This is a genomic window from Euzebya tangerina (assembly GCF_003074135.1).
Taxonomy (GTDB): Bacteria; Actinomycetota; Nitriliruptoria; order Euzebyales; family Euzebyaceae; genus Euzebya; species Euzebya tangerina.
Genome location: NZ_PPDK01000001.1, coordinates 945,780 through 964,302 on the forward strand (window position 1 = coordinate 945,780; position 18,523 = coordinate 964,302).

At 69.3% G+C, this 18,523-nt stretch carries 14 protein-coding genes and 1 tRNA gene; 8 read left to right on the plus strand and 7 right to left on the minus strand.

Going from position 1 to position 18,523, the window contains the following annotated elements; genetic code table 11:
- Window positions 1-14 precede the first annotated feature (14 nt).
- Window positions 15-986, plus strand: a complete 972-nt coding sequence (locus C1746_RS04435; RefSeq protein ID WP_116713468.1) for an NAD(P)/FAD-dependent oxidoreductase — start codon at window positions 15-17, stop codon at window positions 984-986.
- 13 nt (window positions 987-999) lie between these two features.
- On the opposite strand, the gene pknB is transcribed toward C1746_RS04435, so the two are convergent.
- From pknB to C1746_RS21920, 7 genes are all read right to left on the minus strand, one after another.
- Entirely contained in the window at window positions 1,000-2,931 is a 1,932-nt protein-coding gene (pknB, locus tag C1746_RS04440; RefSeq protein WP_116713469.1) for a Stk1 family PASTA domain-containing Ser/Thr kinase, read from the minus strand.
- A 57-nt stretch (window positions 2,932-2,988) separates the two neighbouring features.
- Window positions 2,989-4,476, minus strand: coding sequence for a peptidoglycan D,D-transpeptidase FtsI family protein (locus tag C1746_RS04445; RefSeq protein WP_116713470.1), 1,488 nt, complete (start codon window positions 4,474-4,476; stop codon window positions 2,989-2,991).
- Between the two features lie 79 nt (window positions 4,477-4,555).
- On the minus strand, window positions 4,556-5,947 hold the full coding sequence (locus C1746_RS04450; protein ID WP_116713471.1) for an FtsW/RodA/SpoVE family cell cycle protein: 1,392 nt from the start codon (window positions 5,945-5,947) through the stop codon (window positions 4,556-4,558).
- A 25-nt stretch (window positions 5,948-5,972) separates the two neighbouring features.
- Window positions 5,973-7,436, minus strand: a complete 1,464-nt coding sequence (locus tag C1746_RS04455) for a Stp1/IreP family PP2C-type Ser/Thr phosphatase (RefSeq protein ID WP_116713472.1) — start codon at window positions 7,434-7,436, stop codon at window positions 5,973-5,975.
- Window positions 7,433-7,891, minus strand: coding sequence for an FHA domain-containing protein (locus tag C1746_RS04460; protein WP_116713473.1), 459 nt, complete (start codon window positions 7,889-7,891; stop codon window positions 7,433-7,435). The genes C1746_RS04455 and C1746_RS04460 overlap by 4 nt, the downstream gene beginning before the upstream one ends.
- A 3-nt stretch (window positions 7,892-7,894) precedes the next feature.
- Window positions 7,895-8,737 carry an FhaA domain-containing protein gene (locus C1746_RS04465; RefSeq protein ID WP_116713474.1) on the minus strand — a complete coding sequence of 281 codons (843 nt, stop codon included), beginning with the start codon at window positions 8,735-8,737 and terminating at the stop codon, window positions 7,895-7,897.
- Between the two features lie 304 nt (window positions 8,738-9,041).
- Window positions 9,042-9,758 carry a hypothetical protein gene (locus C1746_RS21920; RefSeq protein ID WP_162867379.1) on the minus strand — a complete coding sequence of 239 codons (717 nt, stop codon included), beginning with the start codon at window positions 9,756-9,758 and terminating at the stop codon, window positions 9,042-9,044.
- 85 nt (window positions 9,759-9,843) lie between these two features.
- On the opposite strand from C1746_RS21920, the gene C1746_RS04480 reads away from it, so the two are divergent.
- The 7 genes from C1746_RS04480 to C1746_RS04510 all read left to right on the plus strand — a co-directional run bounded on the left by C1746_RS04480 (window position 9,844) and on the right by C1746_RS04510 (window position 18,442).
- Window positions 9,844-10,779: an oxidoreductase gene (locus C1746_RS04480; protein WP_205711709.1), complete on the plus strand. Its 936-nt coding sequence runs from the start codon at window positions 9,844-9,846 to the stop codon at window positions 10,777-10,779.
- Window positions 10,780-11,043: 264 nt separating this feature from the next.
- Window positions 11,044-11,871, plus strand: coding sequence for a heliorhodopsin HeR (gene heR, locus C1746_RS04485; RefSeq protein WP_116713476.1), 828 nt, complete (start codon window positions 11,044-11,046; stop codon window positions 11,869-11,871).
- A gap of 69 nt (window positions 11,872-11,940) precedes the next feature.
- Window positions 11,941-12,025 (plus strand) — tRNA-Leu (locus C1746_RS04490).
- 458 nt (window positions 12,026-12,483) lie between these two features.
- Window positions 12,484-13,569: a Fic family protein gene (locus C1746_RS04495; protein WP_162867380.1), complete on the plus strand. Its 1,086-nt coding sequence runs from the start codon at window positions 12,484-12,486 to the stop codon at window positions 13,567-13,569.
- Between the two features lie 11 nt (window positions 13,570-13,580).
- Window positions 13,581-15,362, plus strand: coding sequence for a potassium channel family protein (locus C1746_RS04500; RefSeq protein ID WP_116713478.1), 1,782 nt, complete (start codon window positions 13,581-13,583; stop codon window positions 15,360-15,362).
- 150 nt (window positions 15,363-15,512) lie between these two features.
- Entirely contained in the window at window positions 15,513-17,423 is a 1,911-nt protein-coding gene (locus C1746_RS04505; RefSeq protein WP_162867381.1) for a YegS/Rv2252/BmrU family lipid kinase, read from the plus strand.
- A 38-nt stretch (window positions 17,424-17,461) separates the two neighbouring features.
- Window positions 17,462-18,442 carry a sodium:calcium antiporter gene (locus C1746_RS04510; protein ID WP_276309952.1) on the plus strand — a complete coding sequence of 327 codons (981 nt, stop codon included), beginning with the start codon at window positions 17,462-17,464 and terminating at the stop codon, window positions 18,440-18,442.
- Window positions 18,443-18,523: the final 81 nt, after the last annotated feature.

Sequence of the window (18,523 nt, forward strand, 5' to 3'; positions counted from 1 at the left end):
GCCGGCCCGCCATCGTGACCACGCCCAACGCTGACACGCTGATCGTCGGCGCAGGCCTGGCCGGCTTGGTGGCCGCTCGATCGCTCGTCGAGGCAGGTGCGCGGGTGACGCTGCTGGACAAGGGCCGCTCGCCCGGCGGTCGGCTGGCGACCCGATACGCCGAGACCGGGAGGGGGCTGGCGCGGTGGGATCACGGTGCCCAGTTCTTCACCGTCCGCAGCGACGAGTTCGCCGCGCTGATGGCCGACTGGCCGGTCCGGGTGTGGCACCACGGCCCGGATCGTGCTGCCGACGTGACCACGCGGCCCGATCAGCGCAACCCGGGTGGGGACGGCCACCCGCGGTACGTCGGCACCGATGGGATGAACGGCATTGCCAAGCACCTCGCCGCGGGGCTGGAGGTGCAGACCGACGTCCGGGTATCGGTGATCCTCCCGACCAGTGCGGGGTGGACCGCCCGCGCGGACGACGGCCGTGAGTGGTCAGCCCGCCGCGTGATCGTGACCAGCCCGATCCCGCAGACCATCGACCTGCTGCACGAGGTCTCCCTGCCGGCCATGGTCACCAGCCTCACCTACCAGCCGTGCCTGGGGCTGCTGGCGACCCTCGACAGCTCGCCGCTGACGCAGGCCGTGCAGTTCGAGGGAGGCGACGTGCACTACATCGCCGACAACGCCAGCAAGGGCATCAGCCGCGTCGAGGCCGTCACCGTCCACGCGGGTGCCGAGTGGTCGCGGGCGCACTACGACGCAGCCGATGCGGACGTGATCGCTGTGCTCTCGGACCTGGTCGACCCCTGGCTGGCCGGGGCGGCGATCACCTCGGCCCAGGTGAAGCGCTGGCGGTACGCCCAGCCGGTCGAGCCCCACCCCGAGCGCGCTGTTCGAGTGGCCGACGGCCTCGTGCTGGCCGGGGACACCTTCGGCGAGGCGAAGGTCGAAGGGGCGGCGAGGTCGGGTCTGGCAGCCGCCGCCCTGCTCACCTGACCCGTGCGGCCGCTCAGGAGGGGGCAACCACGTCCGGCGGCTCGATCGGCTCCGGCGTGTCCGGCGGATCCGGGGTCGGCTCCGGTGGCTCGATCGGCTCCGGTGGCGGCTCTGGTGGCGGGAGCGGCTCGGGCGTGTTGGTCGGCTGCGGCTCGGGTTCCGGCTCCGGCTCGGGCGTGGGCGTCGGGGTTGGCGTGGGCGTCGGGGTTGGCGTCGGCTCCGCCGGCAGCACGATCGTGACCACCTGCCCGACCTCGACGTCCTCACCCTCCTCCGGGTCGGACTCGATCACCCGGGCCTCACCCGTCTGGCTGATGTCGATCGAGGTCTGGACCAGCGCGCACCGCTCGCCCGGCTCGGGGTCACACGCCTGCTCGATGCGCTCGCGCGCCGCCTCCTCAGTCAGGTCGATCACGAACGGCATCGGGAAGATCTGCTGACCGGCCGAGATGACCAGGGTGATGGCCTCACCCTCCTCGACCTGGATGCCGGCGGCCGGCTGGGTCCGGATCGCGAGGCCCTCCTCGATGGTCTCGCTGCCCTCCTCGATGACGTCGCTGACCTCAAGACCCAGGGCTCGCAACGCGTCCTCGGCCTCCGCCTGCGTCTGCCCCTCCACGGACGGGATCGTCACCGTGCCACGCCCGGCGGAGAGGATCAGCACCACCGTGCTGCCCTGCTCGACCTCGGTGCCCACCGCGGGTTCGGTGCGGAGGACCGAGCCCGGTGGAGCGTCGGAGTCCTGCTCGGGTGTCCCGAACTCGGGCTGCAGCCCGACCTCGACGAGTCGGGCCTGCGCCTCCTCCTGATCCAATCCGACGATCTGGGGGATCGCCACCATCTCGAGGGTCTCGTCACCGTCGCCGGTCACACCCGTGAAGAGGTACGCGGCGATGCCGATGAGTGCGGCGATGAGGATGACCAGGAAGGCGTAGGCCGCCAGCCGGCCGGGGTTGGAGGAAGAGGGCTCGCTGTAGTACTCCTCGCGGGGCGGCGGGGCTGGCTGGGGTGCCGCGGCCACCAGCGTCGGGTTGGGCGACGCAGCAGCCGCCTCGGCCCGCGGGATGGCCTGGGTGGCCGCGAAGGCAGCCTCGGGGTTGGTCGTGACCTGCCGGCCGGCACTGGCGCGACGGAGGTCGGCCGCGAAGTCCTTGCCCGTCTGATAGCGCTGAGCCGGGTCCTTCGCGAGCGCCTTGAGGACGACGGCCTCCATCTCCGGGGAGATCTCGCCGTTCAGGCTGCGCGGGGTCGGCGGGGCCTCGCTGACGTGCTTGTAGGCCAACGCCACCGCCGAGTCGCCACTGAAGGGCTGCCGACCGGTGACCATCTCGAACAGCACACAGCCCAGGGCGTAGATGTCGGTCCGGCCGTCGACCCGTTGGCCCTGCGCCTGCTCGGGGGCCACGTACGCCGCGGTCCCGAAGATGGATGAGGTCTGGGTCACCGACTCGACGTTGACCGCTCGCGCGATGCCGAAGTCGGTGACCTTCACGCGACCGTCGTCGCCGACCATGATGTTGCCGGGCTTGATGTCGCGGTGGACGATTCCCCGCTCATGGGCGAAGTGGAGGGCCTCAGCAGCCTCGCCGGCGATCTCGGCGGCCCGGACGGGCAGCACACCCTCGCGCTTCATGATCTCGCGCAGGGTCCGGCCGGCGATGTACTCCATCACGATGTAGGGACGGCCGTTGTCGGCGCCAGTGTCGTAGACCCCGACGACGTTGGGGTGGTTCAGGGCTGCGGCGGACTGTGCCTCGCGCCGGAAGCGCTCGATGAAGCTGTCGTCGCTGGCGTACCGCTCGTGCAGCATCTTGACGGCGACCTGGCGGTCGAGGACCTCGTCGTAGGCCAGCTCGACATCGGCCATGCCGCCCTGGCCCAGCAACCCACGCAGCACGTAGCGGCCAGCGATGACCCGCCGGTCCTGTCCGTCTGTCGTGCTCACCGTGGTATCACCTTCTGCTGGTCGTAGGGTCTTGCCTCGCCGCGGGTCTCACCCGCGCTACTGGACACCGAGCGCCGCCTCCAACACCGTACGAGCAATCGGGGCCGAAACGCCGCCACCGGTGCCGCTTTCTCCGGCATCTCCGCCGCCCTCGACGACGACGGCGACGGCGACCACCGGGTTGTCGGCGGGGGCGAATCCGATGAACCAGGTATCCGGTGCCTCCCCCTCACCCTGCTCAGCTGTTCCGGTCTTGCCGGCGACGGGTACACCCGGGATCGCGGCGTTCTGGCCGGTTCCGTTCTCGACCACGGCGGTCATCATCTGGGTCAGGCCGGCGGCGGTCTGCGGGCTGACGGTCTGGCCCGTCGCCACGCCGGCGATGGTCTGCCGCTGTGGGGGGTACTGCCTGACGACCCGGCCGGCGAAGTCCTGCACCTCGCTGACCAGGCGAGGCCGCATCATGATCCCGTCGTTGCCGATGGCGGCCGCCACGAGGGCCATCTGCAGCGGCGTCACCCGCACGTCGCGTTGGCCGATGGCGCTCTGAGCGGTCGAGGGCTCGTCCAGCTCCTTCGGGATCCGGCTGGTCTCGGTCGGGACGTCGAAGTCGAGGTCGCTGTTCAGGCCGAAGGACTCCGCGGTCTGGACCAGCGCGTCGGCGCCGAGCTCCAGCGCGATGATGCCGAAGGTGGTGTTGCACGACACCTCCAGTGCCCGCTGCAGGGTGATGGAGGTGCCATCGTTGCAGGGCCGGCCGCGGGAGAAGTTCCCGATCTGGGCGGTGGTGAGCGGCAGGTCCAGCAAGGTCGGGTCGGCGTAGGTGTCGCTGGGCCGGCCACCCCGCTCCAGTGACGCAGCGGCCGTGATCACCTTGAAGGTGGAGCCAGGGGCATAGAGCTCGGAGATGCTGCGGTTCAGCAGCGGGTTCAACGGGTCGGCGTTCAGGCTCTCCCAGGCGTCGCGGATCGGACCGGGGTCGTGGGAGGACAGCAGGTTCGGGTCGTAGGTCGGCGCCGAGACCATGGCCAGGACGTCGCCGGAGCGGGGGTCGAGGGCAACCACCGCCCCCGTCTGGCCCCGGAGGGCATCGATGGCGGCCTGCTGGACGGCCGGCTCGACGGTGGTGACGATGGTGTCGCCCTGCCGCTCGCGGCCACGAAGGGCATCGCCGAGGTTGCGGAACAACGTCTCGGGCGCAGAGCCCTGCAGGAAATCGTTGTACTGGCTCTCGACCTGGGTCCGCCCGAAGATGAAGGAGTGGAACCCGGTGATGTGGGCGTAGGCCGGGCCCTGCTCGTACTCGCGGAGGAAGCGCAGCTGGTCGTCGGTCTCCCGGGACGCCGCGATGGTGACCTGGTCCGCCCCGGTGCCTGCGGTGATGGCGCCACGCCGGATGTCGTACTCGGCCAGCAGTTGACGTCGGTTGCTGCTGTCGTTGGCCAGATCGTCGGCGCGGATGACCTGCAGCCAGTTCAGGTTGAGGAAGAGCAATCCGAACAGCAGGAACGACACCCAGGCGGTGCGGCGAATTGACCTGGTCATGTGTGCGCTCCCCGAGCCAGCCTAGAATCCCGCCGGCTCGGAGGCTGGCGGCTCGCGGGGAGCGACAGTGTCGAACCTGTCATTTGCCCACGCGGGCCAGGTTGCCGGACACCCCGCTGGCATCCGCCGCCGGACGCGCGGCACTGATCATCACCAGCAGCGCGATCAGGATGTAGTTGGCCAGCAGCGAGGATCCGCCCTGCGACATGAACGGCAGGGTGATGCCGGTGAGCGGGATCAGCCGAGTGACGCCGCCGACGATCACGAAGACCTGCAGGCTGAACACGAACGTGAGCCCCGCCGCCAGCAGACGGCTGAAGTCGTCGGGTGCTCGCAGCGCGATGGTGAAGCCACGCCCGGCGATCAGGAAGTACAGCAACAGGATGGCCGTGGTCCCCAGCAGACCGAGCTCCTCACCGAGGGCGGCGAAGATGAAGTCCGTGGGGACATCCGGGATCAGCTCGGGGTTCCCCTGGCCCCAGCCGACGCCGGCGACACCTCCGGTCCCGAGGGCGAACAGCGACTGGACGAGTTGGAACCCGGTGTCCTGCGCGTCGGCGAACGGGTCCAGCCAGATCGCGACACGGGTCTGGACGTGGCTGAACTGCGACCACGCGGCCAGCGCGCCGGAGGCGAACAGCAGCCCGCCGGCGGCCACGTAGGCGATGCGGCCGGTCGCCATGTACAGCATGGCGACGAAGATGCTGAAGATGAGCAGGGAGAGGCCCAGGTCGCGCTCGAAGACGAGGACGGCCAGCGAGACGATCCACGCCAGCCCGACGGGCCCGAACGCCCGGGCGGGAGGGACGTGCAGCGGGCCCAGCCGAGACGTGGCGGCCGACAGCAGCGCCCGCTTCTCCGCCAGATAGGAGGCGAAGAAGATCACCAGGCCGAGCTTGGCGAACTCGCCCGGCTGCAGGCTGAAGCCGCCGGGGACGCGAATCCAGATCCGCGAACCGCGCCCGAAGTCGGTGCCGATGACGGGGAGGAGTGGGGTGACCAGCGCCACCACGGCGACCAGCCCGATGATGTAGCGGTACCGGTCGAGGATGGTGTGGTCGCGCAGGAACAGGATGGTCCCGCAGAACAGCGCGATGCCGACGATCGTCCAGATCGTCTGCAGCGGCGCCAGCTGCAGCGCACCCTCTCGCGTGCGGACCGCGAAGTCGATCCGGTTGACCATGGCCAGGCCGATCCCGTTCAGCAGGAACCCGATCGGCAGCAGCAGCGGGTCGGCCCCCGGGGCCAGCCGCCGCACGACGATGTGGGCCGCGGCGGCGAGGGCAGCCAGGACGCCGCCGTAGGCCAGCAGGCCTGCCGGCAGCTGCGGGCTCTGCGCCAGGTTGACCAGCGTGTAGGCCGACAGCGTGATCAGGATGGCCAGGATCAGCAGCGCCAGCTCGGTGAAGGCGCGACGACGGTCAGCGGCCGAGGCCGCGGTGGTGTCGCGACCTCGTCGGAACAGCTTCATCGGCGCCCCGTGATCAACGTGGTCATCACTGGTTCGAGGTGGGTGACGGGTCGGGCTTCTCCGTCTCGGCCGTCGGCGACAGCGGGCTCACGCCCGAGGAGCTACCGGGTCTGCTGGACTGCTGGTCCAGCGGTGTGGGCTCGGGCGGGGCGGCAGGCTGGGTGGCCTCCGGTGTGGGCGAGGGCGCCAGCTCACCCGCCTCGGCGTCGGACTCCTCCAGATCCCCCTCCGCCTCCTCCATCGCGGGCAGCAGGATCTGCTCGACGTGGGTCTCCGCAGCCGCGACGCTCGGGAAGGACAGGCCGGATTCGAGGCCCTGGTGCAGCCGCATCGGCAGATCATCCAGCTCGAACGACTGCTCCTCGACCAGGCTGAACAGCGGCCAGCCCAGCACGCTGCCCTGGATGCCCCGGTAGATGCCGACCTGCTCGGCGTCGTCGACCCCGATGAAGACCTGGCGGTTGACCAGCACCAGGGCGCCGCCGGCGAGCAGCGCGAGGATCAGGATGATGCCGACGATGATGGCACCGACCCGACGCCGACGGTTGACCGGCGGCGGGCTGGTCGAGGTGGTGATGGTCGGGTCGCCGTTCGACAGCTCCGACAGCCGCTGCGCGTCGAGCGACTCGGGAGGGGCCGTGTCGGCACTCTGCTTGGCGGCCTGTGCCAACGCCCGGGGATCGCCCAGCTCGGCGGTGACGTCGTCGTCGTGGCTGGCCTTCGGGATCTCGGCCGGGGCGGCGACGACCGGGCCCTCATCACCCTCGACCCGCAGCAGGACACAGGTGATGTTGTCCGGGCCACCGCTGGCATTGGCGGCGTCGATCAGGCGCTGGCACGCGATGTTGCCGTCGGGCTCGGTGCGGAGGATCTCGGCGATGAGGGAGTCCGCCACCGGTCCGGTCAGGCCGTCGGAGCAGAGCAGGATCTGGTCGCCGCCTCGGAGTTCCAGCGGCGTCTCCATCTGGTCCACGACCAGGGAGGACTCGACGCCGATGGCACGGGTGATGACGCTGCGCTGTGGGTGCGTGGCGGCCTGTTCGGGGGTCAGCCGCCCCTCCTTGACCAGCTCCGCGACCAGCGTGTGGTCCTCGGTCAGCATCTCGAGCATGCCGTCGCGCAGCAGGTAGGCGCGGCTGTCGCCGACGTGGGCCAGGTGGAGGGTGCGCTCGCGGACCATGACGGTGGTGAGCGTGGTCCCCATGCCACGGAGGTCGGGGTCCTCCACGGCCTTGCCGATGACGACCTGGTTGGCCTGGCGGACGGCCTCGGCCAGGGCTTCGGTGGCGGCGGAGGGGTCGCTGTAGGTCTCCTCGTCGATGGCGCGCAAGGGGCCGAGGGCGGCTTCGGAGGCGACCTCACCGGCCGCGTGCCCGCCCATCCCGTCGGCGACGGCGAAGACGGTGTTGCCGACCATAAGGTTGTCCTCGTTGACCTCGCGGAACAGCCCCTTATTGGTGTCGCCGAAGGCGTGGATCACGAAGGTCATCGGCGCACCTCCACCGTGGTGCGTCCGAAGGAGATCTGGTCGCCAGCTCGCAGCGGTGTTGGTGCGGTCAGGCGGACCTGGTTGAGGTAGGTGCCGTTGGTCGAGCCCTCGTCGGCGATCTGCCAGCCATCGTGTCCCCCGTCGATCCGCGCGTGGAAGTCGCTGGCGTAGGGGTCTGACAGGACCACCGTCGCGGTGTTGTGTCGCCCGAAGGTGATGCTGCGTCCTTCCTCCAGCGGCATGACCCGTGGCGCACCGTCAGGGACGTGGATCACCAGCTCGCGCGGCCGAGCGCGACGCTGCTTGGCGGGCCGTCCGCGGCTGGCGATGGCCCGGGCTTGGGTGGAGCCGGGGTTGGCGACGTCCTTGATGACCCACCGCACCGCCCGCGCGACGAAGGCGTACAGCAGCACCAGGAACAGCGCCTGGAGGACTGTGAAGACGATGGGTGGCAACGATCATCCGCCGCTGAGCAGGAACGAGAAGGTGATGTCGCCGACCTCGACCCGGTCGCCGGGCTTGATCTCGGACACCTGGACGCCGTGGCCGTTGACCCGGATGCCGTTGGTGGACCCGAGGTCGGTGATGGTCCAGCGGTCGCCTTCCTGCTGGATCCGGGCGTGGCGTCGGCTGACCGCCGCGCCGGTGAGGGTGATCTCGCACTCGGGCAGCCGGCCGAGCACGGTCGAGCCGGGGTTGAGGGGGAACAGCTTGCCGGCGTCGGACCCCTCGACGGCCCGCAGGATCGGCTTGTGGCCCGCCGCTGCCGGTCCGGCGGCTGCGGCGCCGTCGTCGCTGGGCGAGTTGGTACCGGCGGTTGGGGCTGGCTGGGCTTGCGCTGGCTGGGCCTGCGCCGGTTGGGCGTGTGCTGGCTGGGCCGGGGCTGGCGGGGAAGGTTGCTGTGCTGGTGGGGAGGGCTGGCGTCGCGCGCCAGGGGCCTCGCTCTTCCCACGCAACTCGAAGGTGCCGACCCGGATCTCGTCGTTGCGTTCGAACTCGATGCGGATGGGCCCCTGGGTGCGCCAGCCCTTGTCGTCGGCGGTGCGGCGGGCGACGTCGGCCAGTTCGCGCTGGAGGGAGCGGGTGAAGCCGCTGAAGCGCTGGAGGTCCTGCTCGGAGAGCGTGAATCGGTACACGTTGGGCACGTACACGGCGTCGACGCCGACATGCTGGTAGTCGGCCTGGTAGCGCTGGACGGCCTTGGCCATCTCGACCGGCTGCAGGCCGGAGCGAAAGGCGCGGGCGAAGAAGCCTTCGACTGCGCCTTCGAGACGCTTCTCGAAGTCTCTGAGAATGCTCATGGTTGGTGAGGGGTTGCCTAGCGGTGTGTTCGTGGAAGCTGACCCAGAAGTCTACGGTTTCGCTGACGGGAGGGTCCGCTGGTCGAACGGGAACCGGGAGGTGTCCGCGAATCGTCCGTCGTGGGCTCCGCATTCGACCGTCGTGGTTCTCCGGACTCGACCGTCGTGGTCTTCGGATTCGACACGATCGGGGCCTGACCCACGTATGCGGTCGAATCTGCACGATCGTGGACTTCTTCGCCCATGGACGCCGAACTCCACGATCGTGCCGGCCGGTCAGCCGACCGCGGCTCGGCGACGCCGGCTAGCGGCCTGTCCAGACGTCCAAGACGGCTTGCGCGTCCAGCCCCTCACCGTCCGACCAGCCGAGCCAGATCGTGCTGACCCCGCTGTCCAGCCCGGCGAGGTCGACCAGCCAGATCCCCGGGTTCTCCTGTTCGACGGGGAGCGGTGTCTGCTCCGGGGTCTGGTCAGGCGCGGTCAGCTGCTCCGAGACCGAGGCGGACAGCTCTCCCTCGTCGTAGGTGACCACGAGTTGGGCGTCGGCCTGGAGGGTGACCTCCACCTCCGGCAGCCCGTCAGCGCACACGGTTGGGCCGAACCCCTCCGGCAGGCAGTAGGAGAACGGCGCGACCGGCGCGGAGTCGATGTCGGAGGAGACGCCGAAGGAGGTTGGCCCTAAAGGCTGCGGCGGAACCTGGGCGTCGGTCCCCGGTCCCTCCGCAGCGGGACCCTCGTGCTCTCCTGGCGGTCCGGCCCCGTCGCCAATCCCACCGTCGGGCTCGACGGGGATGGGGCCGGTGGGCAGCTCGCTCGTGGTGGGTTCGGCCGGCTGGGTGGGTTCGGCCGCGTCGGCGGGTTCGGGCGGGTTGGTGGGTTCGGGCGGGTTGGTGGGTTCGGCCTCGTCGACCGTCCCTTCCGTGGCGCTGGCCGGATCTTCACCACCCGCGGCGAGCCCTGGCCCGTCGGCGCAGGCCGCAACCAGGAGCAGGGCAACGGTGAGCAGGATGAGGCGGGGCACGGCGGACTCCTCTGGTGTGGGGTCGGACACAGCAGTCTGACGTATGCCGCCAGCAGATGGTTGCATCGGCCACTAGGGTTCTGCCATGGCTGAGATGACGTGGACGCTTGCCGACATCCCGGACCAGACGGGACGGGTGGCCGTGGTCACCGGGGCCAACAGCGGGATCGGCCTGATCACAGCCCGAGAGCTGGCCATCAAGGGGGCCCATGTGGTGATGGGCTGTCGGAATCTGACCAAGGGCGAGTCGGCCGTAGCGGACATTCGGGCGGAGGCGCCCTCAGCGGCCCTGGAGTTGGTGCAGCTCGATCTGGCGAGCCTGGACTCGGTCCGCGCATTCGCCGCAGAGGTCAAGGGGCGTCACAACCGGCTGGACGTCCTGGTGAACAACGCCGGGATCATGATGGTGCCGGAGGGGACGACGCAGGACGGGTTCGAGCTGCAGTTCGGCGTGAATCACCTGGGTCACTTCGCGTTGACCGGTCTGCTGTTCGATCTCCTCGCCGAGACCGATGGGAGTCGCGTGGTCACCGTGTCCAGCAGCGCCCATGCCTGGGGGACGTTCGACGCCGAGGACCCCATGTTCCAGACGTCCCCGTACGACAAGCGGGAGGCGTACGGCCGGTCGAAGCTCGCCAACCTGCTGTTCACCTACGAGTTGCAGCGTCGGGTCGAGCAGGCGGGGCTCGACGGACCGGCCGCGCTGGCCGCCCACCCCGGTGTGGCAGCCACCAACCTGGGTGACCACATGCTTCGGGGGTGGTACGCCAAGCCGGTGAAGCTCCTCATGAACGTGGTCTTCCCGTCCGCAGTGCAGGGTGCGTTGCCTACGCTGCGGGCAGCGGTCGATCCCGATGCCGAGGCCGGGGAGTACTACGGCCCTGATGGGTTCCAGGAGGCCCGGGGCAAACCCGTGGTGGTCCGCTCGAACCGGGCCTCGCGCGATGAGACGGATGCCCGGAAGCTCTGGGAGATCTCGGAGGAGTTGACCGGGGTGCGTTTCCGCGGCCTGGAGGGCTGAGTCGCCGATGGCACGGCGCGCTCGGCAGCTGGGACCGCGGTGGTGGCGGCGGTGGCGCCAACGGCGGCGGCGGATGACCGAGGTGCGTGACGGCGGACCTCCCCGCCAGGCACACCAGAAGCACGCACACCCCGGAGACTTCCTCGAAGGCTCCTTCAACCAACCGGGCTCACACCAGCCGCCGAGCTCGGGCCCGACGAGCCGACGTTTGGCGGGGCCGGGAGCGGTCAACGGTGAGCAGACCACCGTCGACCGGAGCGCCTCATGACCTCCATCAACAATCCCGCCGTCCACGCCTCCTCCGACAGCGCAGCCCAGATCGAGGTGAGTTCGGAGCGGGCCACCAATCTGCGGCGGTGGAACATCGCCATGGGCACGCTGCACGGCATCTCCGGCGTGGTCATGTTGATCCTCGCCAACGACTTCACCCTGCCAGTGGGCGCCCGGTACCTGCTCGGCCCCCCGGGCACCGGCTTCGAGGACGCCACGACGACCGAGCTGTTCGCCTTCCCGCTGGCCATCGGCACTGCGGGCTTCCTGCTGCTCTCGGCCCTCTTCCACGGGATCATCGCCACGGTCGGGTTCTCGCGGTACCTCGACGAGTTGCGGCACGGGCGGAACCGCTTCCGCTGGGTGGAGTACTCCGCCTCCTCCACGTTGATGATCGTGCTGATCGCGATGCTCAACATCACCGAGTTCGCGGCCTTGATCGCCATCGCCGGAGCCAACATCGCCATGATCCTGTTCGGCTGGATCATGGAGATGGTCAACCGCCCCGGGGAGCCGGTCTGGTGGACCCCTTTCGCCTTCGGCTCCGTGATCGGCTTGGTGCCCTGGCTGGTGCTCGCGTTCTACCTGGTCCAGCCCGGCACACCAGAGGGGTCGCCGTCGGCGCCCGGCTTCGTGTACGGCATCGTCTTCACGATCTTCGTCTTCTTCAACACCTTCGCGGTGAACCAGTGGGCGCAGTACGCCCAGAAGGGCCGCTGGAAGGACTACCTGGTGGGTGAGAAGACCTATCAGGTGCTCTCGTTGGTGGCGAAGAGCGCGCTGGCCTGGCAGATCTTCGCCAACACGCTCATACCGGCGTAGCAAAGGCGCGGGCTGGCTGGCCGGGCTGGCCCTCGCTACACTCAGCGACTCCTCAATCCATTGAGCCACGGGCGAGTGGCGGAATTGGTAGACGCGCACGGTTCAGGTCCGTGTGTCTTCGGACATGGGGGTTCAAGTCCCCCCTCGCCCACCAGCCGGTCGAAACGCAGTCTGACCTGGAGTTTCTCCGATGTCGTGCACTTCGGTCGCGTGTGTCGGTTCAGCGCTGTTGTAGGCGCGATGACCCAGCGATGACCAAACAGCAGCGGTTCGGCGCGAGACGGGGCGCCTTGGGGTGGGACGATTTGGGACTCGGAGGAGTGGTTCCAGGTGACATGGGGACGGCCTCCTGGCTGAGGTGCCGTGGTGGCTAGGTGCGGTCTGTGGCGAGTCGTTCGGGCCAAGTTGAGCCGTTCAGCGGCCTGCGATCAGAGGGTCCAGCCTCACTCGAGGACCCGGACGCGTCGTCTTCGCAACGTTCGTTGAGGCCGATAGGCTTCTCTAAAGGGAAAGGCCCATCTCGTTTGGAAGAACTTGGACGCGCACAGGTACGTTGACAAGACGTTCGGGGCGGTCCGCACGCTCCCCGGTCCGCATGGGTACGACCACTACGTGCCAGCACCTGTGCCGCGCGGCTTGGATCTGGACCAAGACACGGTTCGCAGTCTCTCCGACGCCGACCGTGCGCTCGGGCGCTTGGCCGGCGCCGGGCGACTCCTTCCCAACCCGCACCTGCTCGTCCAGCCATACCTGACGGCGGAGGCGCTGGCCAGTTCGCAGATCGAAGGCACACAAGCGTCCTTGAGCGAGGTGCTGGAGGCTGCCGCCGACGACGGGGACTCCGACAGCGTCGATGTCCGTGAGGTCCAGAACTACATCGCAGCCTTCGAGCTCGGCCGTCGGCTGCTCCAAGACCTGCCGCTCTCACTCCGGCTGATCCGGGCCGTCCACGAACGTCTGTTGACCGGCGTCCGAGGCGAGGAGAAGAACCCGGGTGAGTTCCGGACGAGCCAGAACTGGATCGGGCCACCCGGCATGGGCTTGGCGGACGCCAGCTTCGTCCCCCCCAGACACGACCCGGAGATGACCGGAGCGCTTGCGGACTGGGAGCGGTTCCTCCACGAGCGCGAGGGCGGTCTTCCGGTCCTGGTCGCCTGCGCGTTGATCCACTATCAGTTCGAGACCATCCACCCGTTCTTGGACGGCAACGGCCGGATGGGGCGTCTGATCATCTTCTTGTACCTCCTCGATGTGTGCGAGTTGTCTGAGCCGCTCCTCTACCTCAGCCCGTGGTTCGAGCGCAGCCGGCAGACCTACTACGACCGCCTTCAGGGAGTGCGGGAACGCGGGGAGATGCAGGCGTATCTCCAGTACTTCCTCGACGGCGTCGCGGTCCAGGCCCACGACGCGGTAGCTCGTGCTGAGCGGCTCACGGACCTCCAGCAGCAGTACCGCAGCGATCTGACCGGCGACCGGAGCAACGCCGTCCACCTTGTGGACCTCATCTTCGCGAACCCGTTCGTGACGACAGCGAGGGTGGTGAGGGAGCTCGACATCAGCAGCCCGGGCGCGCTCAACCTGATCCGCAAGCTCGAGGGGCTGGGCTGGCTGCAGGAAGCACGCGTGTCCGGCCGTGGGGGGCGTATCACATGGGTCGCGGGGGAGATCATGCGGTTGCTGACCGCGCCGTCGGGATAGGAACGCGTGCGATGCTGAAGTCACTCGGGCAGACGCTGGCGCAGCTGACCCAGCGGCTGTCGCGCACCGACGACCTGGTCGTCGTGCCCGACGAGGTCGAGCAGGCCCGCCGCGGGCGGCGGCAGCGCACCGTCATCACGCTCCTGTCGATCTTTCTCGCGTTGGTCGCCGTGTTCAGCGCCGCCTTCCACGAGTTGATGGCGCTGGAGGGCCGGTCGTTCTCGTGGCCGACCAGCGTGTACTGGACGCTGACGACCATGACGACGCTCGGCTTCGGCGACATCACCTTCGAGTCCGATGCCGGCCGCCTCTTCTCCGTCGTCGTCCTGCTGTCCGGATCCACCTTCCTGCTGGTCGTGCTGCCGTTCGTGTTCATCCAGTTCGTGTTCATCCCCTGGATGGACGAGCGTGACCGCCGTCGCGCTCCCCGCTCCGTACCCACGTCGGTGACCGGCCACATCATCCTGACCCAGCTCGGACCGGTGGAGGAGTCGCTGATCGAGGACGCTAACCAAGCCGACGTCCCCTACGTCGTGATCGCGGAGGACCTCGACGAGGCCGGTCGGCTGCACGATCGCGGTCAGACGGTGATGGTCGGCCCGCTGGACGATCCCGAGACCTGGCGGCGCGCCCGCACCGAGCATGCGGCGCTGGTCGTGGCGACCAGCTCTGATGAGACCAACACCAACGTCGCCTTCACCGTTCGCGAGGTGGCCCCGGACATCCGCATCGTCGCCAGCGCCAACAAGGCCGCGTCGGTGGACATCCTGGAGATCTCGGGAGCTGACCACGTCTTCCAGCTCGGAGAGGTGCTCGGTCGGGCGATGGCGATCCGAGCCCTCGGGCTGGGTGGGCACACCAGCGTCATCGGCGAGTTCGCCGGCCTGCAGGTCGCCGAAGCCGGCGTCCACGGCACGGAGCTCGCCGGCCGGACGCTGGCCGAGCTCGGGTTGCGCACTCGGCTAGGCGTGGGACTGATCGGTGTCTGGGACCGCGGAGAGTTCGAGATCGCCACCGGTGGCAGCGTCTTGCACGAGTCGGCACTGCTGCTCATGGCCGGGACCCACGACGAGTTGGCCGCCTTCGATGCCGCTTACGCGGTGGAGACCGGAAGCGCACCCAGCGCGGTGGTGATCGGCGGTGGCCGCGTCGGCCGCAGCAGCGCACGGAATCTCCAGGACGAGGGCGTGCAGGTGACCATCGTCGAGCAGATGACCGACCGGACGAGCGCCGATCTGTCCTACGTCGTGGGGGACGCCGCCGACCGCGAGGTCCTCGCCGAGGCCGGCATCGACGACGCCGAGGCGCTCCTGGTGACCACCCACGACGACGACACCAACGTCTACCTGACCCGGTACCTGCGGGGGCTGCGTCCCGACGCCCGCATCATCTCCCGCTCACGGCTGGACCGGAACGTGAGCACCCTGTACCGGGCCGGCGCGGACGCGGTCCTGTCCTACGCATCGACCGGGTCAGCGGTCATCTGGAACCAGTTCCGCAGCGACGAGACGCTGCTGGTCGCCCACGGGCTGAACGTCTTCCGGTCACCGGTGCCGTCAGAACTGGCCGGATGCACGCTGGCCGACAGCCACCTTCACAGGCGGACCGGCTGCAACGTCGTGGCGGTCCAGCTTGGTGAGGAGATCCACGCCAACCCCGCGCCTGACGAGCCCCTGCCGGCTGGCGGCGAGCTCGTCCTGGTGGGCACCGACGCCGACAAGGCGAGGTTCCCGACCGTCTTCCCCAACGCCCGCAGCCGGGCCCGATTCCGGTTGGGCCCGGGGTCCCGCTGAGTGCCGTGGCCACCCAGGCCGTTCCGGAGTCGGCTCTCCGCACGTCGTCATCAGGCAGACGCGCGGCTACATCGCCAGCTGATGCTGGACGAGCTCTCAAGACCGGGCAGACTGCCCCCCAGTTCGTGTCGTGAGTCGGAGGAGGTTGACGTGGACAGGCTCGGCTGGTTGAGGCGGCAGGCAGGGCGCGGTGCGCTCGCCGCAACGCGACGGAGCCTGTGGGTCGCCACGCAGGGGGTCCGGGTGGCAGAGACGTTGGCCAGCTCGCTGGACACCGACGCGCGTCACGCCCTGCGGAACCGGCCGCAGGGTGAGGAGCTGGACCTGACGCGGGATGACGGCGCCCGTGTGCGCGTCCACCTCGCGGGTGACTCGGACGGTGACGTCGTGGTCCTGACCCACGGGTACGGATTGACTGCAGCGTCGTGGAACCTGGTCGCAACGCCGCTGGTCGAGCAGGGGTTTCGCGTCGTGACGTTCGACTGGCGCGGACACGGCGACTCGATCAACGACGACCGGCACGTCACACCGGATGAGCTCGTCAGCGACCTGCGAACCGTCTTCGAGCGCCTCGACCTCGACGACGTGTTGCTCGTCGCACACTCGACCGGCGGATTCATCACGCTCGCGACGCTGGTGGAGCACCCAGACTTCGCTGACCGGCTGCGCGGGATCATCCTCGTCGCAGCCCTGGCAGGTGACCTGCTCGACGGGGCGCCCGCAGGCGACACCGACTGGCAGGCCTCCCGCACGAGCGTCCCTGCACGGCTGCTGCGCAACACGACCCTCGGCCTGCTGCTCGGCGGCTTCGCGCAGGGCGCCGGCGTGTCCTCGGCAGTGTCGGAGGAGCTTCTCGACCAGTTCGCCCACACTGACCACGATGCACTCGCGACCCTGATCGCAGCGCTGTCCAGCCGCAGCTACTACGGTCGGCTGCACCGCATCGACGTACCGGCCATCGTCGTGGTCGGCGGAAGCGACAGCACCATCCCCGAGGGCCACGGCCGGTCCATCGCCAACGAGATGCCCAACGCTCGCCTGATCACCGTGGACGGCGCCAGCCACCTCCTCAACTGGCACCGGCCCCAGCGCATCGTCGACCTCGTGGTCGACTTCGACGCCGCTGCCGGCCCGCCCGAGGAGGCTCCCGACTGCCGCACCGCCTTGGTCGTGCTGAACCCGGCATCCGGAGACCACGACGCCGACGAGACCCAGCACGCCATCACCGAGGCGTTGGGCGCCGCCAATCTCGACGTCGAGGTGCGACGTACCCAGGGCGAGGGTGACGCGCGGCGGTGGGCCGCTGAGGCCGCGCGGGAGCGCAGCCACGATGTGGTGGTCGCCGTGGGCGGCGATGGCACGGTGCGCGAGGTCATCTCGGGTGTGACGTCGGCCGAGGGTGGCGTGACGGTGGGGATCGTGCCGACAGGGACCGCCAACCTCCTCGCACGTGCCCTTCGCATACCGATCGACGACCGCAGAGCTGCGGCGGATGTGATCGCTGGAGGTGGCGCGCGTCATCTGGACGTGCTGCACCTCGTGGAACGCGACGAGCACGCGGTGCTCATGGTCGACGCGGGCTTCGATGCCAAGTTGGTGCGCGACGCGTCCCGAGGTGTCAAGGACGTGCTCGGCTCGCTGACCTACATCCTGGCTGGGCTGCGCAACACCGTCGGGCTCGAGGAGCGGGATCTCGAGCTCGAGGTCGACGGCGAGCGTCGCACGATACGGGGCCACTCCGTGCTGTGCCTGAACGTCGGACGCATCGGGCAGAGCGTGATCGTGGATGCCGACATTCGACCGGACGACGGCCGTCTGCACATCGGGGTCGTGCGCCGACCCACGCCATGGCACGTGCTCACGACCGCTGCTGGCATGGCAGTACTGGGTCAGGATGCCCATCCCAACACGGAGTGGTTCTCTGGCCGGAGGGTACGGCTGTCGGCCGAGCCCGCGATGGCGCTGCAGGTCGACGGCGATCCTGCCGGCCAGACCCCCGTCGCGGTTGAGGTGCTGCCCTCGGCCGTCCAGGTTGCGGTGCCCGAAGAATCGGGCCACTGATCAGTGTCCTGTGGGCGCTCCCCTGGGCCGTCACGGCGTTGCTGGTTTCCGGTGGCGTCCTGGTGACCGCGGGTGTCCGACTGACGAAGGTCGTCGATGCCCTCGCCGACCGTCTCGGGATCGGGGAGGCGCTCGCCGGCGCGGTGCTGCTCGGCGCCGCGACGTCCCTACCCGGCCTGGTCACCACGGTCGTCGGTGCAGCGTCGGGTGATGCCGGGTTCGCGGTCTCCAACGCCGTCGGTGGCATCGCCGCGCAGACGACCTTCTTGGCCATCGCGGACCTGTCGTACCGGCGTACCAACCTCGAACATGCAGCGGCGTCGGTCCCGAACATGGTCCAGGCCCTGGTGCTGACCAGCCTCATCGGCGTCGTTCTTGCTGCCACGGGAAGTCCGGATGTGACCGTGCTCGGCATCCATCCGGCGACGGTGCTGCTGGTGGGTCTGTACCTCTACGGGTTGGCGCAGGCACGCCGCGCACGCCAAGCGCCGATGTGGCAGCCGGAGCAGACCGACGACACGGTGGTCGACGAACCGGACGAGGACGGTCTCGGGGTGTCGAACCGACGGCTGATCGCGGAGTTCGGTTTCCTGGCGATCGTCGTCGGCGGAACCGGTTGGGTGGTTGCGACTGCAGGGCTCTCGATCGCTGCCGATACCGGTCTGTCCGGCTCTCTGGTCGGGGCGCTGTTCACCAGCGTCATCACCTCCCTTCCCGAACTCGTCACGGTCGTGACCGCCGTACGGATCGGGGCCCTGACGTTGGCTGTCAGCGACATCATCGGGGGCAACACCTTCGATGTGCTCTTCGTCGCCGTTGCCGACGTCACGCTGCGTGAGGGCTCGGTGTACCACCTGGCGGACACCCGCGCGGTCTTCCTCATGGCATTGACAGTTGTCATGACCGCGGTCCTGGCCGCCGGGATGCTCGAGCGCGAGGAGCGCCACATCGGCTTCGAGGGGATCGGCATCCTGGCCCTGTATGCCCTCGGCGTGGCCTCGCTCATCACGCTCGGCTGAGCCAGTCCGCGACGGTGGCCCGAGGGGGCGGTCGACGACGTCGATGCGTCCGGTGCCGCAGTGTGTACTCGGTACGCTCGA